The organism is Caulobacter sp. FV1ye6ST (genome assembly GCF_058681225.1).
The window spans coordinates 1463418-1486163 of record NZ_CM178733.1 but is presented as its reverse complement, the minus strand read 5'-3'; the positions used below and the strand labels follow the sequence as shown (position 1 = coordinate 1486163).

The 22746-nt window shown below is 67.4% G+C and carries 30 protein-coding genes and 1 tRNA gene; 14 read left to right on the top strand and 17 right to left on the bottom strand.

Annotated features, from left to right (window positions below):
• Positions 1–3 precede the first annotated feature (3 nt).
• The 4 genes from ACW175_RS07290 (at position 4) to ACW175_RS07275 (ending at position 2342) form a co-directional block, all read left to right on the top strand.
• Positions 4–228 carry a hypothetical protein gene (locus ACW175_RS07290; protein WP_492103925.1) on the top strand — a complete coding sequence of 75 codons (225 nt, stop codon included), beginning with the start codon at positions 4–6 and terminating at the stop codon, positions 226–228.
• Positions 218–478 carry a hypothetical protein gene (locus ACW175_RS07285; protein ID WP_492103924.1) on the top strand — a complete coding sequence of 87 codons (261 nt, stop codon included), beginning with the start codon at positions 218–220 and terminating at the stop codon, positions 476–478. The genes ACW175_RS07290 and ACW175_RS07285 overlap by 11 nt, the downstream gene beginning before the upstream one ends.
• A gap of 380 nt (positions 479–858) precedes the next feature.
• Positions 859–1071: a hypothetical protein gene (locus ACW175_RS07280; RefSeq protein ID WP_492103923.1), complete on the top strand. Its 213-nt coding sequence runs from the start codon at positions 859–861 to the stop codon at positions 1069–1071.
• A 35-nt stretch (positions 1072–1106) separates the two neighbouring features.
• Positions 1107–2342, top strand: a complete 1236-nt coding sequence (locus ACW175_RS07275; RefSeq protein WP_492103922.1) for a tyrosine-type recombinase/integrase — start codon at positions 1107–1109, stop codon at positions 2340–2342.
• 148 nt (positions 2343–2490) lie between these two features.
• On the opposite strand, the gene ACW175_RS07270 is transcribed toward ACW175_RS07275, so the two are convergent.
• The 7 genes from ACW175_RS07270 to ACW175_RS07240 form a co-directional block, all read right to left on the bottom strand.
• Positions 2491–2575, bottom strand: a tRNA-Leu gene (locus ACW175_RS07270).
• A gap of 95 nt (positions 2576–2670) precedes the next feature.
• Entirely contained in the window at positions 2671–3180 is a 510-nt protein-coding gene (locus ACW175_RS07265; RefSeq protein WP_492103921.1) for a MarR family winged helix-turn-helix transcriptional regulator, read from the bottom strand.
• A 289-nt stretch (positions 3181–3469) separates the two neighbouring features.
• Positions 3470–4228, bottom strand: a complete 759-nt coding sequence (locus ACW175_RS07260) for a hypothetical protein (protein ID WP_492103920.1) — start codon at positions 4226–4228, stop codon at positions 3470–3472.
• A 91-nt stretch (positions 4229–4319) separates the two neighbouring features.
• On the bottom strand, positions 4320–4559 hold the full coding sequence (locus ACW175_RS07255; protein ID WP_492104920.1) for a hypothetical protein: 240 nt from the start codon (positions 4557–4559) through the stop codon (positions 4320–4322).
• A 46-nt stretch (positions 4560–4605) separates the two neighbouring features.
• Positions 4606–4854: a DUF3297 family protein gene (locus ACW175_RS07250; RefSeq protein WP_099576618.1), complete on the bottom strand. Its 249-nt coding sequence runs from the start codon at positions 4852–4854 to the stop codon at positions 4606–4608.
• Between the two features lie 102 nt (positions 4855–4956).
• Entirely contained in the window at positions 4957–5424 is a 468-nt protein-coding gene (locus tag ACW175_RS07245) for an EF-hand domain-containing protein (RefSeq protein WP_492103919.1), read from the bottom strand.
• A gap of 8 nt (positions 5425–5432) precedes the next feature.
• Positions 5433–6218, bottom strand: coding sequence for a DUF4198 domain-containing protein (locus tag ACW175_RS07240; protein ID WP_492103918.1), 786 nt, complete (start codon positions 6216–6218; stop codon positions 5433–5435).
• 160 nt (positions 6219–6378) lie between these two features.
• Between ACW175_RS07240 and ACW175_RS07235 the strand changes: the two genes are divergently transcribed.
• From ACW175_RS07235 to ACW175_RS07210, 6 genes are all read left to right on the top strand, one after another.
• Positions 6379–8589 (top strand): TonB-dependent hemoglobin/transferrin/lactoferrin family receptor, encoded by a 2211-nt coding sequence (locus ACW175_RS07235; RefSeq protein WP_492103917.1) that lies wholly within the window; start codon positions 6379–6381, stop codon positions 8587–8589.
• A 102-nt stretch (positions 8590–8691) separates the two neighbouring features.
• Entirely contained in the window at positions 8692–9300 is a 609-nt protein-coding gene (locus tag ACW175_RS07230) for a YqaA family protein (RefSeq protein ID WP_492103916.1), read from the top strand.
• Positions 9297–9905, top strand: a complete 609-nt coding sequence (locus tag ACW175_RS07225) for a disulfide bond formation protein B (protein WP_492103915.1) — start codon at positions 9297–9299, stop codon at positions 9903–9905. Before ACW175_RS07230 ends, ACW175_RS07225 begins: the two co-directional genes overlap by 4 nt.
• Entirely contained in the window at positions 9905–10465 is a 561-nt protein-coding gene (locus ACW175_RS07220; RefSeq protein ID WP_492103914.1) for a demethoxyubiquinone hydroxylase family protein, read from the top strand. The genes ACW175_RS07225 and ACW175_RS07220 overlap by 1 nt, the downstream gene beginning before the upstream one ends.
• A 75-nt stretch (positions 10466–10540) precedes the next feature.
• On the top strand, positions 10541–12307 hold the full coding sequence (locus tag ACW175_RS07215) for a M1 family metallopeptidase (protein ID WP_492103913.1): 1767 nt from the start codon (positions 10541–10543) through the stop codon (positions 12305–12307).
• A gap of 87 nt (positions 12308–12394) precedes the next feature.
• Entirely contained in the window at positions 12395–12895 is a 501-nt protein-coding gene (locus tag ACW175_RS07210; protein ID WP_492103912.1) for a VanZ family protein, read from the top strand.
• On the opposite strand, the gene ACW175_RS07205 is transcribed toward ACW175_RS07210, so the two are convergent.
• From ACW175_RS07205 to ACW175_RS07185, 5 genes are all read right to left on the bottom strand, one after another.
• Positions 12888–13172, bottom strand: a complete 285-nt coding sequence (locus ACW175_RS07205; protein ID WP_492103911.1) for a hypothetical protein — start codon at positions 13170–13172, stop codon at positions 12888–12890. The two genes, ACW175_RS07210 and ACW175_RS07205, sit on opposite strands and share 8 nt — an antisense overlap.
• Positions 13173–13429: 257 nt before the next feature.
• On the bottom strand, positions 13430–13993 hold the full coding sequence (locus ACW175_RS07200) for an HNH endonuclease (protein WP_099576605.1): 564 nt from the start codon (positions 13991–13993) through the stop codon (positions 13430–13432).
• Positions 13994–14167: 174 nt separating this feature from the next.
• Positions 14168–14809, bottom strand: a complete 642-nt coding sequence (locus ACW175_RS07195; protein WP_492103910.1) for a DNA-3-methyladenine glycosylase family protein — start codon at positions 14807–14809, stop codon at positions 14168–14170.
• A 52-nt stretch (positions 14810–14861) separates the two neighbouring features.
• On the bottom strand, positions 14862–15347 hold the full coding sequence (greA, locus tag ACW175_RS07190; RefSeq protein WP_492103909.1) for a transcription elongation factor GreA: 486 nt from the start codon (positions 15345–15347) through the stop codon (positions 14862–14864).
• 166 nt (positions 15348–15513) lie between these two features.
• The gene (locus tag ACW175_RS07185) at positions 15514–15624 is read right to left on the bottom strand and encodes a hypothetical protein (protein ID WP_492103908.1); all 111 of its coding nucleotides are present in this window, start codon (positions 15622–15624) and stop codon (positions 15514–15516) included.
• Positions 15625–15785: 161 nt separating this feature from the next.
• Between ACW175_RS07185 and ACW175_RS07180 the strand changes: the two genes are divergently transcribed.
• Positions 15786–16412, top strand: coding sequence for a TetR/AcrR family transcriptional regulator (locus tag ACW175_RS07180; RefSeq protein ID WP_492103907.1), 627 nt, complete (start codon positions 15786–15788; stop codon positions 16410–16412).
• A gap of 8 nt (positions 16413–16420) precedes the next feature.
• Positions 16421–17263, top strand: a complete 843-nt coding sequence (gene gluQRS, locus ACW175_RS07175) for a tRNA glutamyl-Q(34) synthetase GluQRS (RefSeq protein WP_492103906.1) — start codon at positions 16421–16423, stop codon at positions 17261–17263.
• A gap of 39 nt (positions 17264–17302) precedes the next feature.
• On the opposite strand, the gene ACW175_RS07170 is transcribed toward gluQRS, so the two are convergent.
• The 5 genes from ACW175_RS07170 to ACW175_RS07150 all read right to left on the bottom strand — a co-directional run bounded on the left by ACW175_RS07170 (position 17303) and on the right by ACW175_RS07150 (position 21020).
• Positions 17303–17614 (bottom strand): winged helix-turn-helix domain-containing protein, encoded by a 312-nt coding sequence (locus tag ACW175_RS07170; protein WP_492103905.1) that lies wholly within the window; start codon positions 17612–17614, stop codon positions 17303–17305.
• A 7-nt stretch (positions 17615–17621) separates the two neighbouring features.
• Entirely contained in the window at positions 17622–18266 is a 645-nt protein-coding gene (locus ACW175_RS07165; RefSeq protein WP_492104919.1) for a hypothetical protein, read from the bottom strand.
• Between the two features lie 32 nt (positions 18267–18298).
• The gene (locus ACW175_RS07160; protein ID WP_492103904.1) at positions 18299–19516 is read right to left on the bottom strand and encodes an acyltransferase family protein; all 1218 of its coding nucleotides are present in this window, start codon (positions 19514–19516) and stop codon (positions 18299–18301) included.
• Between the two features lie 113 nt (positions 19517–19629).
• Positions 19630–20370 carry a GNAT family N-acetyltransferase gene (locus ACW175_RS07155; protein WP_492104918.1) on the bottom strand — a complete coding sequence of 247 codons (741 nt, stop codon included), beginning with the start codon at positions 20368–20370 and terminating at the stop codon, positions 19630–19632.
• Positions 20371–20396: 26 nt separating this feature from the next.
• Positions 20397–21020, bottom strand: a complete 624-nt coding sequence (locus tag ACW175_RS07150) for a TlpA family protein disulfide reductase (protein WP_492103903.1) — start codon at positions 21018–21020, stop codon at positions 20397–20399.
• Here ACW175_RS07150 and argH point away from each other — a divergent pair, their 5' ends adjacent.
• Positions 21021–22442, top strand: a complete 1422-nt coding sequence (argH, locus tag ACW175_RS07145) for an argininosuccinate lyase (protein ID WP_492103902.1) — start codon at positions 21021–21023, stop codon at positions 22440–22442. It begins immediately after the preceding gene.
• Positions 22439–22744, top strand: coding sequence for a hypothetical protein (locus tag ACW175_RS07140; protein ID WP_492103901.1), 306 nt, complete (start codon positions 22439–22441; stop codon positions 22742–22744). Before argH ends, ACW175_RS07140 begins: the two co-directional genes overlap by 4 nt.
• Positions 22745–22746: the final 2 nt, after the last annotated feature.

Below are 22746 nucleotides of genomic sequence, written 5' to 3'. Positions count from 1 at the left end.
GCCGTGAGCCTGACGAAGATCCAGAAAGGCTTTCTCACCGACCTGTTCGAGGATGCCGATTATCCGTTTGTCGAATGCCACCGCCACGAATGGCGGACAGCCAAGTCGCTTGAGGCGCGCGGGTTGATCAAGATCATCGGGGAGCGGTCCGAGTTCGGAACCTTTGAAGCTCAAGGCCTGCCCGCCGGCCGCGCCGCTCTTAACCAGGAGACGCCCGATGCACGCTGAGCTTCAGAACGCGATCCGAGTTTGCGAGGCCGCAGGCTACCGCGTCCGTGCGCCGAAGATTCCTGCGCCGCCGATCAAGACCCTTAAGGAGGTTCTCACCCGCCGCCGCGCTGGCGAGAAATACGTCTCGATCGCCGCTGCCCTAGGCCTGACGAAGGGGCAGGTGTCGGGGATCATCTGGCGCTATCACCTCGACGACGATGGCCAAGTTCACACTCTCATGACTGAGGAGAAGCGCGATGTACGCTGAGCTCATCGCGCGCCTGGAGAAGGCGGAGAGTGGGAGCCAGGAGCTAGCACACGATGTTGCCGAGGCGACCTATCCGCACCTCAGAGGCTTCAGAAACCGGAGCGGCTGCGACGGGGCGAGCGTTGGCTGGGTCGGGGATGGGTGGTCGTCTCCTCCGCCACCGCCATACACCACTTCCCTAGACGCCATAGTGGCGCTGATCGGAGAGAAGATCGGCGGCGGCTATCGCGTCGATGCCTCGGACGGACCCCACGGGCTAGCCGAAGCCATGGTCTGGCACCGAGGCGCATCGCGCGGAGGAATCCACGGCGAGGGATGGTCCGCGCCACTCGCCCTTTGCGCCGCCCTCCTCCGCGCCCTCCAGACCAAGGAGAGCGGACATGGGGGCTGAGACCCTGGCTCACGACTATATCGAGGGTGTGCCGGCAATAGCCGCGTTCCTGGGCTGGACCGAGCGGAAGGTCTACCACGTCCGCGAGCGGGGCGGCTCTTGCCCGATCCGCAAGCGCGAGGGCGTGGGGATCTACGCCTTCAAGTCCGAGTTGACCGCATGGCTCAAGGGTGAAGACACGCTTTCGCGGTCGGCGGCTTGACGCGCGCCGCTCGCCGAGCGCTCTAATCGCGCGACATGGGACACGTCCAGAAATTCACCGGCCAGACGCGCAAGGACGGCTCGGCCGCCGCGAAGTGGCGCGCCGCCGGCAAGGACGTCAACGGCAAGCGGGTGTCCAAGGTCTTCGACAAGAAGACCGACGCCCAGACATGGCTACGCGAGGTAGAGAGCGCCCGCATCGTCGGATCCGCGCATAAGACGCTCCTCGACGTGGCCGAGGCCCACTACAAGCATTTCGACGGCCTAGTGAAGGCTGGCGTCCGCGAGGCGGTGACCCGGGACGGATACGCGACCTCGATCGAGCGCCACCTGAAGGCGGATAAGGCTTTCTGCGCGGTCAAGCTGTCGGACCTGACGACGCCGCGCGTCCAGGCCTTCCTCGACGACCTTTTCGTGCGCTCTGGCTCCCTGGACCTCACGCGCCGGATGCGCCGAGTGCTGGTGACGTGGTGCGACTTCGCCGTCCGCAAGGGCGACCTGGTGATGAACCCCGCTAGCGCCTGCAAGGTGGAGTCGACAGCACGGCCCGACGAAGGCGAGGATCAGGTCAACATCCCCACCAAGGAAGTTCTTTCCGCCCTCCTGCGAGCCGCGACCGAAGGCGACCATCCGGAGCGCGACACGGCCGCGGTTCACATCCTGCTCTTCGGCGGCCTTCGCATCTCGGAAATGCTGGGCCTGGCCGACGACGCCGTGACCGTCGCCAAGGCCGGCGGCGAGCTGCGAGTCCGCGAACGCTTGGACCGCCACTATGAGATCATCGGCAAGGTGAAGACTAAGCGCGCCCGCCGCGACATCCCCGTGGGCCCATCCGCCGCATCGGCGGTGAAGGCCTGGCGTCTGCGGCGCGGCCCCTGCCCTGCGTTCATGCACAATGGCCATGGCTCGGACCGGGCGATGAAGTCCGGGCGCCTCTTCGCGCATCCCGACGGCCGGCCCGTGTGGGGATACCTCGACTTCATGCGCCAGTGCTGGCTCCCGCTGATGCGGCGCGCCGGCCTGGTCGAGATGATGCCGGACGCCAAGGGGAAGAACCGGCCGGTGCAGGCTTTCGGCCCCCACACCCTTCGCCATGCCGCCGTCAGTCTGTGGATCGCACAGGGTCTATCCCCCAAGCGCGTCCAGGAGCTCGCCGGCCACTCCAGCCTGCAGATGACCATGGACCTCTACGGCCACCTCTGGCGTGACGTCGAGGGCGACGCCGACCTGGCAAAGCGCTCCGAGGCCATGCTGCTCGGCCGGAACACCTAACGAACCTTTGTGCGCTCATCGTGCGCTCGGAGTTCGCGGGACTTCTGGGGAAAGCTGGGAAATCTTTGGAAAAGCTGGGAAATCTGCGGAACGCATGATTTCTTCCCCAAGGTGGGGTGAATTAGCCCTAAGTCATTGAAAAGATTGTTGGTGCGGGCGGTCGGGGTCGAACCGACACTCCTTTCGGAACCGGATTTTGAGTCCGGCGCGTCTACCAGTTTCACCACGCCCGCAGGCTTCGCGCTTCCGCGAAGGGTGGTCTTCCTAACAGGCGTCGCCGGCGATTTCCAGTCTTCAGAACGCGGTTTAGCGACGGGCCGTGAAACGGCTACGGCGGCGCAATCGTCTCGCCGCCGGTCAGTTGCACGGCGGCGGTCTCGAGGTGGTCCAGCAGGCGCTTGAACATCGCCACTTCGCTGGGCGCCAGGCCGGCCAGCAGGGTCGCCTCATAGGCCAGGGCCAGCGGAGCGATCTCGGCGAACAGCCGGCGGCCGGCGGCGGTCAGCTCCAGGGTGTGCGAGCGGCGGTCCGAGCGGACCGTCGTGCGGGCCACCAGGCGGCGGACGACCAGTTCCTGGGCGGCGCGGCTGACCCGGACCTTGTCCATCGCCGTGCGGGTGACGGCGGTGTGCGGGGTCAGCGAGCCCTCGGCCAGCACCGACATCAGCCGCCACTGCGGGATGGTCAGGCCGAAGCGGTCCTCGTAGGCGCGGGCGATCAGGCGGCTGACCGCCGCCGACGCCGTGGCCAGGCGATAAGGCACGTAGTCGATCAGGCTGACACCAGCCTCGGGCGCTTCGGGCGCGCCAGACGTGATCGGAGAGACCGTCGCGGTCATACCCTTCCTTTCGTCCTCCCAGGCGCAGCCGCCTCTAGAGGAGCGGCCTTCGCCAATCCATTGCGCGTTGATCGGGCCATGGCGTCGGCCCACGCGTCCTCTTGGTGTGAGCGTCCCCGGCCCGCGCCTCAACGGCGGGGCGAGTTCGCTCGAACGAAGAACCACTTTCGCACGCCCCTTGGGCAGAGAATAGCCGTCTCGCCCACCTGAACGGCGTTCTTATGCCTCGGGGAGTTCAGGACCGATCGACATTTGAATCAGAACGCCGGTCATTGAATGTCGATCTGTCCTAGTGATGATGGTCGGCGGCGTGCGGCTTTTCCTTGGGCATGGGCGGCAGGGTCGTCAGCGACTTCTGGCAGTCTTCCAGCTCGCGCAGGCAGTTGGGGCGGTTCCAGAAGTCGGCGAACTCGGCCACGGCCAGGCGCAGCAGTTGCTTGAATTCCTTCGAGTCGGGCCCCTTGGGCTCCTCGTGGCAGTCGTCGTGCTTGGCGTCCGGCTTGTAGGACGCCAGCAGCACGGTCTGGGAGCCGACAATCGTCACGTTGCGGCTCAGCACCTCGACGCCCCCGCCGCGACACTTGTCGTCGCATTTGTGCTTTTCGGCCCCATGGACGGCGCAGACCGCGTCGTCGCCGTGCTTGTCATGCTTGTCGTGCGCCGCGCCGTCCTTGTGGCCCTCCTTCGGCTTCTCCTCGGGCGGCTTGCCGTCGATGGCGTCGGACAGGTGCTTGAAAGCCTTGGCGCAGGGGCCGCCGAACATCAGCAGCGGGCCGATCAGGCGCCTGACCTCGTCGAGCAACTCGTGGGCCTTCTTTTCCAGCTCGCCGGAATGGGCGCTGCTGGCGGCCACGCACTTGGCCTTGATGGCCTCGTGGATCTTCTTGGGCACGTCGCTGGTCTTTTCGCCCTTCTCGCCGCGCCCCGTCAGGCGGCCGGCGAAGAAGGCCAGGGCGGCGATGGCGACGCCGGCGAGAATCAGCAGGAAAACCAGGGTCGGGTCGAAGACCGGCACCGGCTGCTCGACCGGAAATTCAGACTGGTACACGGCGATCCCCCTTGGCCCCACACGCCACGCGTCGAGTAGCGCGGCCTATGGTTAACGCAACAGCGTTATCGATGCACGGCCAAGGTTCTGATCATCGGGCGGAAATGATGCTGGAGACCCGCGCGCCCGCCTCGTAGCGCGACGGACCGCCAAAGACGCTCACCTCGCAGAGGATGTCGCCGCCCTCGGTCGAGGCCCAGATGTAGCTGCGCTCGACCTCGACATAGCGGCCGGCGGGGGAAATGCCCTCGAAGGTGTCGCCCCAGGGCACGATCCCGCGCAGCTCCTGCCAGCGCAGGGTCACGGCGCGCGAAAGCTCGTCGCGCGCCATGGCCTCCAGGTCGGGATCGCCCATGGGATGGCTCACCGAAGTGGCCTCAGCCTTCGGCGGTGTCGCGGAAATAGGCTTCGACCTCGCCCTGCAGCTTCAGGGTCATGGCGTTGCCCTTGCGGTCCACGGTCTTGCCGGCCGCGACCCGCACCCACTTCTCGCTGATGCAGTATTCCTCGACATTGGTCTTCTCGACGCCCTTGAAACGGATGCCGATGCCGCGCTCCAGCAGGTCAGCGTCGTAGTACGGGCTGGCCGGGTTCACGGAGAGGCGGTCGGGAGGCGTGTCGCTCATGGTCTTCAGCTTTCGGTCGGGGCAGCGCGGCCCATGTCTTGGCCGGCGGTGATAGCCACGAAACGCTGAAAATCCAAATCCGGCGACGCGCCGCCCGTCCTTTTAAGTCCGCGGGTCTTCCTTCACCCGGTCGGCGGCCGACACGGTCCCGTCGTTGTTGGTGTCGTGCGTCACGAACATCCGCCAGCCGGAATAATCGAACTCGGCGCGGGTGATGGCGCCGCTCTTGTCGCTGTCGAGCACGTCGAAGCGGACATCGGCCTGGCGCATCTGGCGCTCGCGTTCCTCTTGTTTCTTCTCAGGCGTACGCGCGTCCGTGGCCAGCTTCTTCTCAAAGCGCGCCTTGAACTCGCCGACATATTCAGCCCGGGACAGCGCGCCGTTCCTGTCGGCGTCGGTGGCGGCGAACTGCAGGGCGCGGGTTGCGGCGTACTCGTCCTTGGTGACGACGCCGTCGCCGTTCTGGTCCTGCTCCTTGATGAAGGTGTCGCGGGCGTGGGAAGCGGCGAAGGCGGTTCCGGCGCTCAGCGAGAGGACGGCGACGGTGGTGAGGATCGTGCGGGTCTTCATGGGATGTCCTAGCGGAGGGATTCGAAGGTCAGGGCGTAGGTGAAGCTCTGGCCGGGCTGGCCAGCGGCGGCCGGGGCGACGCGGTAGCGGGTCTGGACCTGGTAGATCCCCGACCTGTCGACCTTCAGGACGAAGCGGCCCTTTGCGTCGCTCTTCACGGTCCTGGGCGCGGCCTTGGTGTCGGCGTAGCGGTCGTCGGCGCCCTGGAAGGTGATCGCCTGGCCCGCCAGCGGCTTGCCGTCGAACAGCACCTCGAACACGGCGTCCTGGCCGGTGATGATCTTGCTGGGGTGGGTGATGGCGTGGAATTCCAGACCCTTGCCGATCGGGGCCAGAGCCGCGTCGCTGGGCGCGCCGCGCGTCACATAGACGTCGGCCAGGGTCAGGCTCCGCATGTCGATGGCGTCGACCGGAGCCTTGTCGCCCTCGAAGAACCGCCACTCGCCCTTGACCAGGGCGGCCTTGGCGACGCGGCCGCCGCGTAGGCCAGTGGTGATGCGATAGGTCCCAGGCTTCTCGGTGACCGCTTCGACCAGCGCCAGCTCGCGCGTGTAGACCGGGGTCAGGGCGACGCGGACGCCGTCGGGGCCGATCACGGCGTAGGCGTCCGACTTCATCGCCACCTCCGGCGTGAAGAAGCTTTCCGTGAAGGCCCCCTGCACGGTGACGAGCTTGCGGTCCGAGGCGTCGAACACGGTCGGCAGCAGATAGGGCGAGTGAGCCTGGGCGGCTGAACCGGCCAGGCTGAGCAGAAGCGCGCCGCCCAGCAGGCCAGCGCGGAGAGAACGGATCATCGGCAAACACCCCAGGCGCCGCGCCAGTCGCGGCGAGGCTTGGGATATTGCGATTAGTTCTGAGAATCAATTGCAAATAGCTTGACCGGTCTGGCGGGTCGATTTAGGCCACCGCCATCAAATTGCGAGCAAGTCGCAACAACCATCGAAGGGGATATCGATGTCTCGCCTGAAGCTGGCCTCCCTCGCGGCCGCCTCCACCGCCGCCCTCCTGGCCGCCGCCGCGCCCTCTTCTCAAGCCTGGGCCGCCGACAACGCCGCCGACGCGGTCGAGGTCGACAAGGTCACCGTCACCGCCACGCGCTCGGAAAAGTCGGTCGAAAAGGTCCCGGCGACGGTCACCGTGATCTCCTCGGACGAGATCGAGGACGGCCTGGTCAAGGACATCAAGGATCTGGTCCGCGACGAGCCGGGCGTTTCCGTCCGCAACGCCCCTGCCCGCTTCACCGCCGCCGGTTCCTCGACGGGCCGCGACGGCAATGCCGGCTTCAACATCCGCGGCCTGGAAGGCAACCGCGTGCTGATCGTCGTCGACGGCGTGCGCGTGCCGGACGGCTTCGCCTTCGGCGCCCAGTCGATCGGTCGCGGCGACTATGTCGACCTCGACATCCTGAAGTCGGTCGAGATCGTGCGCGGCCCCGCCTCGGCCCTGTACGGCGCCGATGGTCTCGCGGGTTCCGTCAGCTTTATCACCAAGGATCCGTCGGACATCCTGAAGGACGGCAAGACCTTCGCCGGCCGCGCCCGCGTGGGCTACGCCTCGGCCGACAAGAGCTGGACCGAAAGCCTGCTGCTGGCCGGCAAGTCGGACCGCTGGGAAGCCCTGGCCGCCTACACCCGCCGCGACGGCAAGGGCCATAAGACGGCCGGGACCAACGACTCGGCCAACACCGACCGCACCACCGCCAATCCCGAGGACAACCAGTCCAATTCGTTCCTGGGCAAGCTGATCTACAGCCCCAATGACAGGAACCGCTTCCGCCTGACGGTCGACCACATGGATCGCGACGTCGACTGGACCGTGCTGTCGGCCATCGCCAAGCCGCCGTTGGCCGCGACCAGCGTCATCGGCCTGACCGCCTTCGACAAGATCAAGCGCAACCGGGTCAGCGCCGACCACCGCTTCGACGGCGGCGAACGCCTGATCAACGCCGCCCGCTCGACCGTCTACTGGCAGAAGAGCACGACCCGCCAGGTCTCGGCCGAGGATCGCAATACGGCCGCCGACCGGACCCGCGACGCCACATTCAACAACCGCGTCCTGGGCGCCAGTGTCGAGCTGCACAGCGTCTTCGACACCGGCGCGCTGAAGCATGAGATCGTCTGGGGCGGCGACGCCTCGCTCACCCGCCAGCAAGGCACGCGCGACGGCACGGTCCCGCCGGCCGGCGAGACCTTCCCCGGCAAGGCTTTCCCGACCACCGACTTCACCCTGGCCGGCCTGTATGCGCAGGACGAGATCACAGCCGGACCGGTGACGATCTATCCGGCCGTCCGCTTCGACTACTACAAGCTGGACCCGAAGAGCGACCCGCTGTTCACGACGGCCGCGTCCGGCCAGCACGACTCGCACATCTCGCCGAAACTGGGCCTGGTGTGGGAGGCCAGCGACCTCGTCACCGTGTTCGCCAACGCCGCGGCCGGCTTCAAGGCCCCCGCCCCCATCCAGATCAACACCGGCTTCGCCAACCTGGTCTCGAACTACAAGTCGATCTCGAACCCCGACCTGAAGCCCGAGACCAGCAAGACCCTGGAAGGCGGCGTTCGCCTGCGCCAGGGCGGCTGGCGGGTGGCCGTCACCGGTTTCACCGGCAAGTACGACGACTTCATCGAGCAGGTGCAGGTCGGCGGGAACTTCACCGCCGCCAATCCGGCCGTCTACCAGTACATCAACCTGTCGGACGCCAAGATCAGCGGCGCCGAGGCCAAGGCCTCGTTCGACCTGGGCAAGGGCTTCACGGCGCGCGCCGCGGCCTCGTATTCCAAGGGCTCGTCCAAGACCAACGGCGTGCGCACCCCGCTCGTCTCGATCGATCCCGTCAAGCTGACCGGCGGCGTCGCCTACCGCGCGCCGACGGGCCGTTTCGGCGGCGATCTCAGCGTCATCCACGCGGACCGCAAGTCGGCCAGCCGCGCGGGCGTCACCTGCACTGGCGGGTGCTTCACGCCGCCGTCGTTCACCGTCGCCGACGCCACCGCCTGGTTCGCGGTGACCGACGCGGTGACCGTGCGCGCCGGCGTCTTCAACCTGACCGACGAGACGTACTGGTGGTGGAGCGACGCGCGCGGCCTGGCCGATAGCTCGACCGTCAAGGACGGCTACAGCCAGCCTGGTCGAAACTACAGCGTTTCCCTCGCGCTGAAGTTCTAGGGCGCGGCGCGCGTGGGCCGGGAAGCCGCGCGCGCCGACATCCTTGCGGACAAGCTCGCTTGGCCCTGCTAGCAACGCGCAACAGGTTTCTTCGGAGTTCGCATGCTGCGCCGTATGTACGACTGGGTCATGGGCCTGGCCGCTTCCCGACACGCTCCCGCGAGCCTGTTCGCCGTCTCGTTCGCCGAGAGCTCGTTCTTCCCGATTCCCCCGGACGTGATGCTGGCTCCGATGGTGCTGGCCAAGCCGGAGAAGGCCTGGCGCTACGCCCTGATCTGCACGCTCGGTTCAGTGCTGGGCGGCATGCTGGGCTGGGCCATCGGCTATTTCCTGCGCGATTTCGGCCTCTGGATGATGTCGGCCACCGGCCACGCCGGCGGCCTCGAGCAGTTCCAGTGCTGGTACGGCAAGTACGGCGTCTGGGTGATCCTGGCCAAGGGCCTGACCCCGATTCCCTACAAGCTGGTGACCATCGCATCCGGTGTCGCGGCCTTCAGCTTCCCGGTGTTCGTCGCCGCCTCCGCCGTGACCCGCGGCGCGCGCTTCTTCATGGTCGCCTTCATCGTCAAGAAATTCGGCCCAGCCATGATGCCGGTGATCGAGCGCCGCCTGGCCCTGTTCGCGGGAATCTTGATCGCCCTCATTGTCATCGGCCTCGGCGCCAGCCATTTCATCGGTGGGGGCGGACATGCTGGAGCTTGCGCCGCGTGATGAGCGACGATCCGAAGACTGAAACCCTGGCCGCCACGCCGGTGCGCGGCTCCGCGCCCGCGCCGGTTGAAGCTCAGGCCCCGACCTTCATCGGCGTCGTCTACGACCTGATGACGCGCCACTGGCCGCTGGTCGCGGTCCTGTCCAGCGCGCTGATGCTGGCCATCGCCCATGCGTTCGAGACCTTCGGCCACCTCGCCCCCTGCCACCTCTGCCTGAAGGCCCGCGAGGTCTATTGGGTCGCGGGGACCGTCGGCGTGATCGGCGCCGTCCTGCAGCGCACGCCGCTGTGGCCCCGTCTTCGCCAGCCGGTGAACCTGCTGCTGGGCGCGATCTTTCTCTACGGGACGGGTCTGGCCGCCTTCCACGCAGGCGTCGAATGGAAGTGGTGGCCGGGTCCGACCACCTGCACCGGCAGCGGCGCTGCCAGCGCGGCCAACCTCTCGGCCATGCTGGACGGCTCGCTGAAGATCAAGCCGCCGATGTGCGACAAGGCCGCCTGGGTATTTCTGGGCCTGTCGATGGCGGGCTGGAACGCCCTGGTTTCGCTGAAGCTGACCGTCTGGTCGGTGTTGGCGGGCCTGCGCAAGATAGAGACGCCGTGATGACCCGTCCGATCCCCTCTCGCCCTGGCCAAGGCGCCCTGAGTTCGCGCCTTGCCGAGATTCTGCGCGTCGACCAGGCCGGCGAATTGGCGGCCGTGCACATCTATCGCGGCCAGGCGGCCGTCATGCGCGCCGCGCCGGGCCGCGAGCGCATCGCCAGCCAACTCCGGGAGATGGAGGGCCACGAGCAGGTCCACCTGAGCCGCTTCAACGAACTGCTGGCCGAGCGCAAGGTCCGCCCGACCCTGATGTCGCCGGTCTGGCGCGCCGCCGCCTTCGCGCTGGGGGCCGGCACCGCCCTGCTGGGCGACAAGGCCGCCCACGCCTGCACCGAGGCGGTCGAGACGGTGATCGAAAAGCACTATGCCGGCCAGATCGAAGAGTTGAAGGACCGCGATCCGGCCCTGGCCGCCGAACTGACCCAGTTCCGCAACGACGAGCTTGGCCACCGTGACATCGCCATTGAGGAAGGCGCGCACGAAGCCGTCGCCTATCCGCTGCTGACCGCCGTGATCCAGGCTGGCTGCCGCGCCGCCATCAAGATCAGCGAGAAGATCTAGGCCCTCGGCTTGGCGCCCGCCGCGCGCGGGCCTACCGATGCTCCCCACAAGACCTTGCGTTGGGGAGTCGCCTACTTGTCGTTTCGTACCTTCGCCGCCCGCGCGGCGTCGCTGCTGGCCCTGTCGACGGCGACGTCCTCCGTCGCTTGGGCCGCCGAGCCTCTCAAGACCAGTGAACTCAGCCTGCGGACCGGCGGCTTGATGCCCGCCGCGCAGCAGGCGCTGGGCTTCGAGCACGCCGACCTCAAGTTCAAGATCCTACCCGACAAGAAGGCTATCGAGGGCGAAGCGACCCTGACCTTCACGGCCAAGGCGCCGCTGGACAAGCTGGTCCTCGACTTCGACCGCGTCTTTACGATCCGCGGGCTGACCATCGACGGCAAGCCGCTGAAGCCCGCCGCCTGGACCAATCCCGAAGGCCGGATGACCATCACCCTGCCCAAGGAGGTCGCCAAGGGCAGGTCGATCACGGCGGTGATCACCTATGACGGCGTCCCGCTGGAGGCCAAGCGCGCCCCTTGGGACGGCGGCTTCGTCTGGAGCAAGGCCCCGACCGGCGAGCCCTGGATCGCCACCGCCGTACAAGGTGACGGCTGCGACATCTTCTGGCCCTGCATCGACTATCCGACGGGCGAGCCGAAGCTGGTGGACCTGCACATCACCGTCCCCGCCCCTCTGGTCGCCCCGGCCAACGGCGTCTTCAAGGGCATGACCGAGAAGGACGGGTGGCGGACCTACAACTGGCGGGCCAAGAACCCCAACACCTACGCCATCGCCCTGGACGTCGGCCCCTACGAGGAGATGACGGCCACCTACAAGAGCCGCTTCGGCGACAGCTTCCCGATGTCGTTCTGGTATCTGAAAGGCGAAACGGAGAAGGCCAAGGGCCTGTTCGCCGAGTTCGCGCCGATGCTGGACTTCTACGAGCAGATGATCGGCCCCTACCCATTCGGCGACGAAAAGATGGGCGTGGTCGAGACACCGCACCTGGGCATGGAGCACCAGACGATCAACGCCTACGGCAACAAGTACAAGAAGGAAGTCTACGGCTTCGACTGGCTGCTGCAGCACGAGTTCGCGCACGAGTGGTTCGGCAATCAGCTGACCAACAGCGACAATGACGACATGTGGCTGCACGAGGGCTACGGGACCTACATGCAGCCGCTGATGTCGCAATGGCTGCATGGCGACATGGAATACATGGCGCGCCTGAACCAGATGCGGGTCGATACAAGGAACAGGTTCCCGATCGTCTCGGGCAAGCCGCTGAGGGAAGACGAGGTCTATAACGGCGAGCGCGGGCCGGGGAACGACATCTACTACAAGGCCGCCAACGTCCTGCACACGCTACGGACCCTGATCGGCGACGAGGCCTTCTTCAAGATCACCCGCATCGCCGTCTACGGCCGCGACGATCCCAAGCCGGGCAATTTCACCACCCGATATCTGGGCACCAAGGACTACATCAAGATCGTCGACCAGGTGACCGGCAAGGACTACGGCTGGTTCTTCGACGTCTATCTCTACGAGGCGGCGCCGCCGGAACTGGTCGAGACCCGCCAGGGCGACGATCTGCTTTTGAGGTGGAAGACGCCCAAGGACAAACCTTTCCCGATGCCGGTGGACGTCAAGGTGGGCGGCAAGATCGTCACCCTGCCGATGACCGACGGGACGGGCCGGGTGAGCATCGGCGATACCGTACCGGTCATTATCGACCCGGCCTCGAAGGTCCTGCGCCGGCAGCCCTATCTGGAAGCTTATCAGGTGTGGAAGAAGACCCAGGACGACGCCGCCAAGGCCGAGGCCGAAGCCAAGAAGGCGGCGGAAGCCGCGAGGAAGTAGCGGTCACCTTCCGCTAACCCTGTCCGTTCACCGGATGGCGCGACCTTAGAGGTTAGGACCCGCATGTCCTTCCGGAGGTCGCGCCCCATGTTCAAACCCATCCACCTCGTCGCCGCCGCGCGCTTTACGCTGATGGCTGGCTCCCTGACCGTGGTGGCGCTGACTCTCGGTCCGTTCCAGGGCGCGGAAGGCCACTTCGGCCTCACCGACAAGGAAGCGCACGCCATCGCGTTCGGCGGTCTGCTTGCCGTGTCGTTCCTGGCTTTCCCGCGCATGCGCCGCAATGACCTGGCCATCGCGGCGCTGGTGCTGGGCGCGGCGATCGAGGTCGCCCAGATCGTCGCCCACCGCGACGGCAATATCGCCGACTGGCTGGCCGACGCGGCCGGTATCGTGACGATCTACGGCGCCAGCATGATCGAGACCGTCCGCAAGCTGGCCCGCGAACAAGGTGACCTGACCTTCGCCCAGATCGCCGCGCTTGACCGTCGTCGCGGCCGACGCCAGCGCGCGACAACGTTCTCACCGAACGAGGCGGACGCGCCCAGCTTCGCCGAGCGCGCCGCCCGTCGGTTTCCCGTCAGGTAATGCGCTTGACGCTGACCGGGTCGCTGCCCGGGAAGCTTTCTTCCAGACCTTCGTCCAGCAGGGCTTCCTGACGGCTCTCGGAATTGGCGACCTTGCCGGCCAGCTGGTCGTGCTTTTCGTTGTCGGCCAACGGATGCTTGGCCTCGCGCGCGTGCGGCGCGTCGATATGGCGGTCTTCGGCGCGCGCCTTGCTCTCCGAGGCCATGTCGACCGTGGACGCGGCGGCACCGTGCGTGAAGTGGCGTTGGTCGCCGTCGGTATTAGGTTGTCGGCTCATGGCATAGTCTCCCGTGGCTTTTTAGCCTCGGACTAAAAACCCGCCGCTCCAGGTTCGGGTTGCATGGTCGGACAGCCGCCATGCCCGCCTATTTCGCCTCTGAATATTCGCCGCGACCTCTGGAACCTGAGCCTCGCGCACCGCATTTAGGGTTCAGCTTCGGCGGTCTATCCCCTTCCGCCCACAGCCACGGCCCGGGACAGCTATCCCCCTCATGCCATAGCCCGGGCCGTTTTGCTGTCTGGAGCCAGAGGCCGCTAAGCCTCCAGCTCGATGTCCCAGTACAGATAGTCCAGCCAGCTGACGTGCAGCCGCCCCGGCGGGAAGCGTCGCCCCCGCTCCTGCAGCTCATGCATCGATGGACGGCGGGCGTTGTGGAAGGGCTGCATCCCCGCCTCGCGCGGCGTCCGACCGCCCTTGCTGAGATTACAGGGGGCGCAGGCGGTGACGATATTCTCCCAGGTGGTCCGGCCGCCGCGCGAGCGGGGGATCACGTGGTCGAAGGTCAGGTCCTCCGGCGAACCGCAGTACTGGCAGCTGAAGCTGTCGCGCAGGAACAGGTTGAAGCGCGTGAAGGCGGGCGGTCGCTCCTGCGGCACGTACTGCTTCAGCGCCACCACGCTGGGCAGTCGCATCTCGAACGACGGCGAATGGACGACCTGGTCATAGCTGGCCACGACGTCGACGCGATCCAGGAACACCGCCTTGATCACCTCCTGCCAAGGCCAGAGGGACAGCGGATAGTAGCTGAGCGGCCTGAAATCGGCATTGAGCACGAGGGCCGGCATGCCCGACGGCGGGCGTGTGAGGACCTGCATCAGATCCCCCCTTCGAGGCGAACGGCCAAGCGTTCAGCACCTCGGCTGATGTGGTACGCGACAGGACTGAAGACGGGCCTCCTTCCTACGCTATTCAGGGAATCGCCATTCATTCCCGAACGCATGGAAAGGATGGGCCATGTCAGCGACAGAACCAAGACATCTCGCCGACGGGATTTAGAAAGGCGCGATCTCGCGACGTTTGACGGCGCCGTAGCAGGCCCAGAGCAGATGGGCGGCGACACCGCGATAGGGCCGCCAGAGCTGGGCGCGCGCATAGGCCTGTTTCTCGGTCGGACGAACCTCGGCCCTGTCGGTCCAGCGCATGGCTTCCTGCAGGGCGATATCGCCGCCGGGGAACATGTCCAGCCGCCCTTGGGTGAACATCAGATAGACCTCGGCGGTCCAGCGGCCGATGCCGGTGATGGCGGTCAGGGCCGCGATGGCCTCGTCGTCGGACAGTCCCGGCAAGGCGTCGAAATCGCAGGCGCCGGTGAGGTGCGCCTCGGCCAGGGCGCGGGCATAGCGCGCCTTGGGTCGCGACAGGCCCAGCGACAGCAGGTAGGCGTCCTCATGACCCATCACCGCGTCCGGCGTCATGTCGGGAAGACCGGCCTCCACCCGCGCCCAGATGGCGGCGGCCGAGGCCAAGGACACCTGCTGCTGTACGACCATCTTGAGCAGACCGGCAAAGCCGCCCCTGCTGACGCGCCACTCGAAGGACGGCGTGACGGCCTCGATCGCGGCCAGCGCCGGGTCGACGGACGCGAGATGCCTGCGGGCTTCGAGAAGGGCTTCGGCGCTGGGCGGAACGAACATCGACCGCAAGGGACCCCGTCCCGCCGCCACTGACAATCCGGAACTTGCTGAACTATCCGCCGATCGCGGTGATCTCGACCTCGCCGCCCGGCGCTGGCGAGCTATCGCCGACGACCTTGCCCAGCAGGGCGCGAGCGATCGGCGCGACGTAGGAGACCGAGCCCTGGGCCGGGTCGGCCTCGTCCTCGCCGACGATGCGGAAGGTCTGCACGCGACCGTCCTCGCGCTCGAAGGTCACGCGGTCGCCGAACTGCACGACGGTCTTGGCCGGGTCACGCTCCATCAGCTGGGCGGTGGCGCGACGGGCCGACCAGTAGCGCAGGTCGCGCGTGGCCCGGGCCATGGCCGTGCGATCACCATCCGCCGCCCCGCCGGCGGTCTGGGCCGCGCTGTAGGCCGCGCGCGCCGAGGCCAGCTCGGCCTCGATCTGAATCAGGCCTTCCGGCGTGACGAGATTGGGATGGGTGGAGATCGGGCGATCGGGCAGATCGGCCGCGAAGGCCTCGCTGTCGCCTTCCTTGGTGAAGGCGACGCTCATCGGACGATATCTTGGATCATAAAGAAAGCCTGCGACGCGTACGGATTAAAGCGTCGAAAGGCTAACGCGTCCGGTTCTGGTTAGCTCCGCGACGGCAAAGCTTCAAGCCGAACGCGGCGGCGGGCGCTCCGAGGCGAACCCGCCGACAGCGAACCGTCTGTCTTGACTAGAGAACCACGCCGGCGACGGCGGCGGCGACGCCAAGAGCAATGACGAGGAAATAGCCGGCGGCCAGACGGTCGAAGGCGTTTTCAAAGGCGGCAAGCGTACGTTGCATGGGAAGTCCCTCGGTTTGTTGTCCTGCCCCGATGGGCCCTGGCCGGGCCTGCGCCGAGCCAATCTGGACGATGCTTAGATAGCACCAATCTGAACGGCGTCAAGATGATCTTTACAGTGCTTGGATGAAAATTTGGAAAGGTGCTGTTACAGTGAGGGCCAATGACCATCGCGCCCGCCGAATCCCGCCCGTATCACCATGGCGACCTGAGCCGCGCCCTGATCGACGCCGCCCGCAAGATCCTCGAGACCGAGGGTCCCGCGGCCTTGTCGCTGCGGGCCGTGGCGCGCGAGGCCGGGGTCAGCCCCGCCGCGCCCTATCACCACTTCAAGGACAAGGCCGAGCTGCTGGAAGCCGTCGCCCACGAGGGCTGGCACGAACTCAACGAGGCGCTGACCCAGGCTCGCACGGAGACCCAGGACGCCCGCTCACGGATGACCAATATCGGCGTGGCCTATGTCTGCTTCGCCCGCGATAACCCGGCTCTGTATCGCGTGATGTACGACCGTTCGCGCGACAAGGACGCCCTGCCCGACCAGTTGAAGGACGACGGCGCCTATTGCCAGGTCCGCGACACCATCAACGAGAACAGCGGCGGCGACGTCAGCGGCATCGACCTTGAACTGGCGACCATCGCCGCCTGGTGCGCCGGCCACGGTCTGGCCGAGATGATCGGCTTCAAGCAGTTCACCACGCTGAAGGCCCAGCTGGGCGGCGAGGAAGCCTTCCTCCGCGCCGTGTTCGAGCACCTGGGCATGTTCGCGAAGCTGACCGCCCCTCAGGACTGAGATCCAGCGTGACCTTCGTCACCCGGTTCGCCCCGTCGCCGACGGGCTATCTGCATCGCGGCCACGCGTTCTCGGCCCTGACGGCCTATCGCGCCGCGCAAGAGGCCGGTGGCGGCTTCCTGCTGCGCATCGAGGATATCGACGCCACCCGCTGCCGGCCGGAATACGACACGGCGATCTTCGAGGACCTGGCCTGGCTGGGCCTTTCCTGGGAAACGCCCGTCCGTCGGCAGTCCAAACACCTCGCCGATTATCACGCGGCCATCGAGGCTCTACGCGAACGCGGTCTGGTCTATCGCTGCTTCAAGACCCGCAAGGAAATCGACATCGGCCGCGCCCCGCACGCGCCGGCCGCGCCTTATGTCGGCGCGCCGCTCTCCGCCGCCGAGGAAGCCGAGCGCCTCGAACGCGGCGAGGCCTTCGCCTGGCGGCTGTCGCTGGCGGCGGCGCGTGACGCGCTGGGCGGCTTCGAGGGCCTGACCTTCGTTGAACAGGGCGTGGGCCCCGACGGCGAGGCCGGCGTCGTCCAGGCGCGTCCCGAGACCGCCGGCGATATCGTCCTCGCCCGCAAGGACGTCGGCGTCGCCTATCACCTGGCCGTGGTCCACGACGACGCGCGGCAAGACGTCACCCATGTGATCCGAGGCGTGGACCTGTTCGAGGCCGCCCACATCCAGCGCCTGCTGCAGGCGCTGCTGGGCTATCCGACCCCGACCTACCGCCATCACGGCCTGCTGGTCGGCCCGGACGGCAAGCGTTACGCCAAGCGCGACAAGGCCCAGACGCTGCGCGAACTGCGGGCGATGGGCATGAGCGCGGCCGACCTCAGGAAAGAACTCGGATTCTCCTGAATACCGATCTTCCCGGCGAACGCCGGGGAGATCGGACTATTAAGAGCCCCCGGCCTGCTCGACCAACTGGCCCATGGCCTTCAGATAGACCCCGAACGCCGCCCGCCCCGTCTCGGTCAGGCGCACCCGTGTCAGCGGCTTCCTGCCAACGAAGCTCTTGTCGATCGAGACGTAGCCCGCCTCCTCCAGCTTGCGCAGATGGATCGACAGGTTGCCTTGGGTGACCTCCAGCACGTCCTTCAGCTCGGTGAAGTCGGCCACCTCGGCGCTGGCCAGGTAGGCGACGATCCCCAGCCGCACTCGGCCGTGGATGACGTCGTCCAGCCCGCTGATGTCGAACCTCGGCGCCACGATCGTCTCAGGCGGCCGGCCGCAGGGCCTGGCGCATCATGAAGAAGCCCGGGGCCCCCATGAAAGCGAAAAGGCCGAAGGTCGCGATCGCCAGGTAGAGGTCGGCGCGATGGATCAGCATCCCCATGACCACGCCCGACACCAGCCAGCCGATCGCCACCAGCGCCATCCAGACCCGCTTGCGCAGCACGAAGCTCACGTACCAGACCGCCCCCTGGAGGATGAACACCACCGCCGGATGGAACAGCCAGTAGCGGAAGTCGTGGTTGCGCGCGGCGGCCGAGGCGAACACCACCACCAGCGCCAGATTGGCGATGCCCGTGCCCGCGAAGGCGGCGTTGACGGCCCGGTTGGTGACGCCACGCTGGGGGTTCTTGCGGTCGATGATGATGACGATGGTCATCAGGATCAGGAAGATCACCGTCGGCGCCCAGGCCATCACGATGTTCCCGGTCGATCCCAGACTCAGCAGGCCCTTCTCCTGGACGAAATAGCTCAGGGTCTGGACGCCGTAGAGCACCCCCGCCGAGCCGTAGAGCGCGCCCCCGGCCACGCCCAGCCCGCCGCGCTCGTTGCTGCCGTCGGCGAGGCCGCGCAAGAAGGCCAGGTCGTCCTGGGCGCTCTTGAGCTTGCTAGGTTGGTCTTCTGGCATGCCGATCCCCTTCAGCCCCGCATCATGACGGCTCACAGGATTCGCCCCAACAGCGGCATACGGCGCAGGAGCATGGTCGTCAGCCAGCTGAGCGCCACCGCCCCGCCGAACGCCACCCAGCCCTTGGCGAGCCCGCCCCAGCTTTGCGGCAGCAGCAGCCAGCCCAGCCAGGCGGTAAAGACGTAGTGGGTCAGGTACATGCCGTAGGCGTTGGCCTGCAGGCTTTCGCCAATCGGACCCGTCTTGCGGACGAAGCGCAGGAAGGTCGCCAGGGCCGCGAACGACAGGGTGGCGCAGGACAGGCAGAACATCAGTCCGCCAAAGGCGTCCAGCAACGTCCTCGGCGGCGGGTTCGGCGAGAAGGCGATGATCATGGTCGCCACCGCGCCGACGATTGGCAGGATGGGGGCCAGATGCCAAAGCCACCAGCGCTGGGCCAGCTTGCCGTCCGGATCGGTCAGGCCCTGGCCGACGCCGGCCGCGCCGACAGCGATCCCGGCCAGGAAGTAGACGAAGTAGTGGCCGATGCGCGCGGTCTGGACCACGAAGGGCCCGACCATCGTCCAGTGGCCGAACGGCGTGGTCGTGGCCAGCGGTAGATAGGCCATCAGGCTCACCGCCGCGAGACCACAGAAGAACCGGCCGGGCTTGGCGTCCGCGCCTCCGGCCAGACGGCCGAGGGCGTCGATGACGCCGGGCCACATGGCGTACACCGCCGTGAACAGCGCGCAGAAGGCCAGCAAGACCCAAAGGAACCAGGCCGGACCGCTGGGCCAGAACGGCAGGTGCGTCCAGGCCTCGGCGAAGGCGGTGAACGACGGCGCGCCTCCCGACTGCAGCCAGGCCGGGAAATAGGCCAGCGGCGCCAGCAGGCCCGCGGCGAGGATGAACGGAACGCCCAGGCGCAAGGCCCGGCTCTTCAGGAACCCTCCCGCGCCCCTGGCTCGCAGGCCGTCGGCGACGAACAGGCCCGAGATGAAGAACATCAGCGACATGAAGAAGAGGTCGTTGACCAGAGTGAGGATGCCCCAGCCGCCGAACTTTTGCGGATCGACGATGGGGAACGCCGTCCACAGGATCGGCTGGGCGTCGAACGCCTTCGGGGCCGGCGCGTACGGGTGATAGGTCAGCACCGCGTGGTGAGCGATCACCAGCAGGGTGACGAAGGCGCGCAAGGCGCCGATCGGGGCGTTGCGGCCGCCGATCTGGGCGAGCGTCGACCGCTCGGAAGCGCTGAGGGGCGCGTGCATGGCTTGGGTCTCCCCTTTGAGGTCGCCGCAAGATGGATCAACAAGTTTGTTTTGTAAACTAGTCTATCAACACCACCTCTCGCACCATTAGGGCGATTGTGTCGCGTCGCGCCTCAGCGAACCCAGTAGCTGTAGCGATACCCGGGCGCGAAGCCCTCGTCGGCATAGAGGGCGATCGCCGGGGCGTTGTCGGCCTCGACCTGCAGCCAGGCTCGCTCGGCGCCGAGGGTCTTGGCCTCGGCCAGCAGCGCGCGCAGCACCCGCCGGGCAAGGCCCTTCCGGCGATGGTCGGGCACGGTGCGCATGCCGAAGATCCCGGCATAGCCGCCGCCGACGGCGCTGGCCCCGATCGCCGCCGGGACGCCGTCGATATCCAGCCGCGCGAAGCGGGCCGGCGCGGGGATACGGCCGAGGGCGTCGAGACGCTCGCGGCCGTCCTCCGGGTTACCGGCCGTGGCGGTGAACACCGCTTCGAAGGTGGCGTCCGGCGTGTCCGACAGGCGGATGGCGGCGTCGCCCTCCCCGTCCGCCACATCCTTCAATTGGCCCAGCATGACCAGGGTGGTCTTGCAGGCGGCATAGCCGCGCGCCGCCAGACGCTCGGCCAGATCGACCGGCGCGACGACGCCGTCGGTCAGCTTGAAGCGCGGCGGCAGGTTCCGCTCGGCGAACCAGGCCTCGACGGCATCCAGCGCCGCCTCCGGATCACGGTCCGGCGCCGCCAAGGGCCAGCACGCGTTGATCCGCATCGACTGGCCGGACGAGGCGTTCAGCCGCCAGCCGCCCAGCCGCGCCCGCTCGCGGGCCGGCCAGGCGTCGTCGGCCAACGGCTCAAGGATATGAGGCTCGAGGATATGGGGCTCGAAAATCGCCGGGTCGGTCACTTCTCGGCCAGCAGCTTCTCGACGATGCCGCGCGCTTCCGGGCTGGACCAGTCGGCCGGACCGGCCATGCGGGCGCGCTCACGGCCCTGGCGGTCGTAGATCACCGTGGTCGGATAGCCGGCCGCCTTGGGCTCCAGGGCGAAGGACAGCTTGTAGCCCGGGTCCCGGTAGGTCTTCAGCGGCGGGTTGGCGGCCATCTCCTCGTTGACCAGGTTAAGGTCGCCGTCACGGTCGACCGAGATCGGCAGCACGGTCACCGGCTGTGTAGCGTAGACGGCCTGCAGCTTGGCCAGGGTCGGCATCTCGGCCTTGCAGGGCGCGCACCAAGTGGCCCACAGGTTCATGACCACCACACGGCCCTTGAAGTCGGCCAGGGTCGCGGACTTGCCATCCAGGCTGGTGAACACCGTATCGGGCGCGGGACGCGGCGTGGCGGGCACATCGAGCTTTTCCAGCGTCCCCTTCTTGAATTCTGTGAGGTCGGCGGGCCCATGGGGTTTGAACGAAGCACTGGCGATGACGTATAGAACCGCCGCCACGCCGACGAGGACGACGCCACCCAGCGCCAGCCTCACAGGGTTGCGCTTCTTGGCCGCCGCCTCCGATTGGACTTCGCTCATATGACCGACAACGCCTCCGATACGCCCAAGGCCGACAAGGGCCAGGGCCAAGCCATGTGGGGCGGTCGGTTCTCGGCCAAGCCGGCGGAACTGATGCAGGCGATCAACGTCTCCATCGGCTTCGACAAGCGCCTCTGGGCGCAAGACCTGGCAGGCTCCCGCGCCCACGCCCGGATGTTGATCAGCCAAGGTGTGATTGCAAGCGCCGACGGCGAGGAAATCCTCAAAGGCCTCGACGCCATCGAGGGCGAGATGACGGCCGGGACCTTCCCCTTCCGCGACGAATACGAAGACATCCACATGAATATCGAGGCGCGGCTGCGCGAGCTGATCGGCGCGACCGCCGGCCGGCTGCACACCGCGCGCTCGCGCAACGACCAGGTGGCCGTCGACTTCCGCTTGTGGGTCCGCGACGCCGCCGACCGCTCGGCCGCTCAACTGGAAGCCCTGCAAAAAGCCCTGCTGGCACAGGCCGAGGCCCATGCCGACGCCCTGATGCCGGGCTTCACTCACCTGCAGCCGGCCCAGCCGGTGACCTTCGGCCACCACCTGATGGCCTATGTCGAGATGTTCGGCCGCGACGCCAGCCGCTTCCGCGACGCCCGCGCTCGCATGAACGAGTGCCCGCTGGGCGCCGCGGCCCTGGCCGGTTCGCCCTTCCCGATCGATCGCCACCAGACGGCGGCGGCCCTGGGCTTCGACCGGCCGACCGCCAATTCGCTGGACAGCGTCTCGGCCCGCGACTTCGCCCTGGAAGCCCTGTCGGCCGCCTCGATCACCGCCACGCACCTGTCGCGCCTGGCCGAGGAGATCGTGCTGTGGACGACGCCGATGTTCGGCTTCATCAAGCTGACCGACGCCTTCACGACCGGCAGCTCGATCATGCCGCAGAAAAAGAACCCCGACGCGGCCGAGCTGATCCGCGCCAAGGTCGGCCGGATTCTGGGTTCGCTGACCACCCTGACCGTGGTCATGAAGGGCCTGCCGCTGGCCTATTCGAAGGACATGCAGGAAGACAAGGTCCCGACCTTCGAGGCCTTCGACGCCCTTGAACTCAGCCTGCTCGCCATGGCCGGCATGGTCGCCGACCTGACGCCGAACACCGAAAAGATGGCGGCGGCCGCCGGCGCCGGCTTCTCGACCGCCACGGACCTCGCCGATTGGCTGGTGCGGACGCTGAACATGCCTTTCCGCGACGCCCACCACGTGACAGGCTCCGCCGTGAAGGCGGCCGAGGGCCTTGGCGTCGATCTGGCCGATCTTACCTTGGAACAGTTCCAGGCGATCGAGCCCCGGATCACCCAGGACGTCTACGCCGTTCTGACTCCGGCCGCCTCGGCGGCCAGCCGCATGAGCTACGGTGGGACCGCCCCCGCCCAGGTCCGCGCCCAGATCGCGCGTTGGAAGGAAGTCCTCGCATGAAGCTGCGTCCTGTCACCATCCTGGCGCTGACCGCCCTGGCCATCACGGCCGCCGCCTGCGGCAAGCAAGGCGCCCTGGAGCGTCCCGCCCCGATGTGGGATCCGGCCAAGAAGGCCGCCTGGGACGCCGAACGCCGCGCCGCCTCGGCCCAGGCCAACCAGCCGGCCCGCGCCGGCGGCGCCCAGGAGATCCGCGACCCGGCCTCCAGCGACCGCACGATCCGCGCCGCGCCGCTGCCCGGCACCAAGGACCCGTTCGGCGGCCCGTCCGCCAAGGGCTTCCCCGGCGCCACCCCGAATTAAGG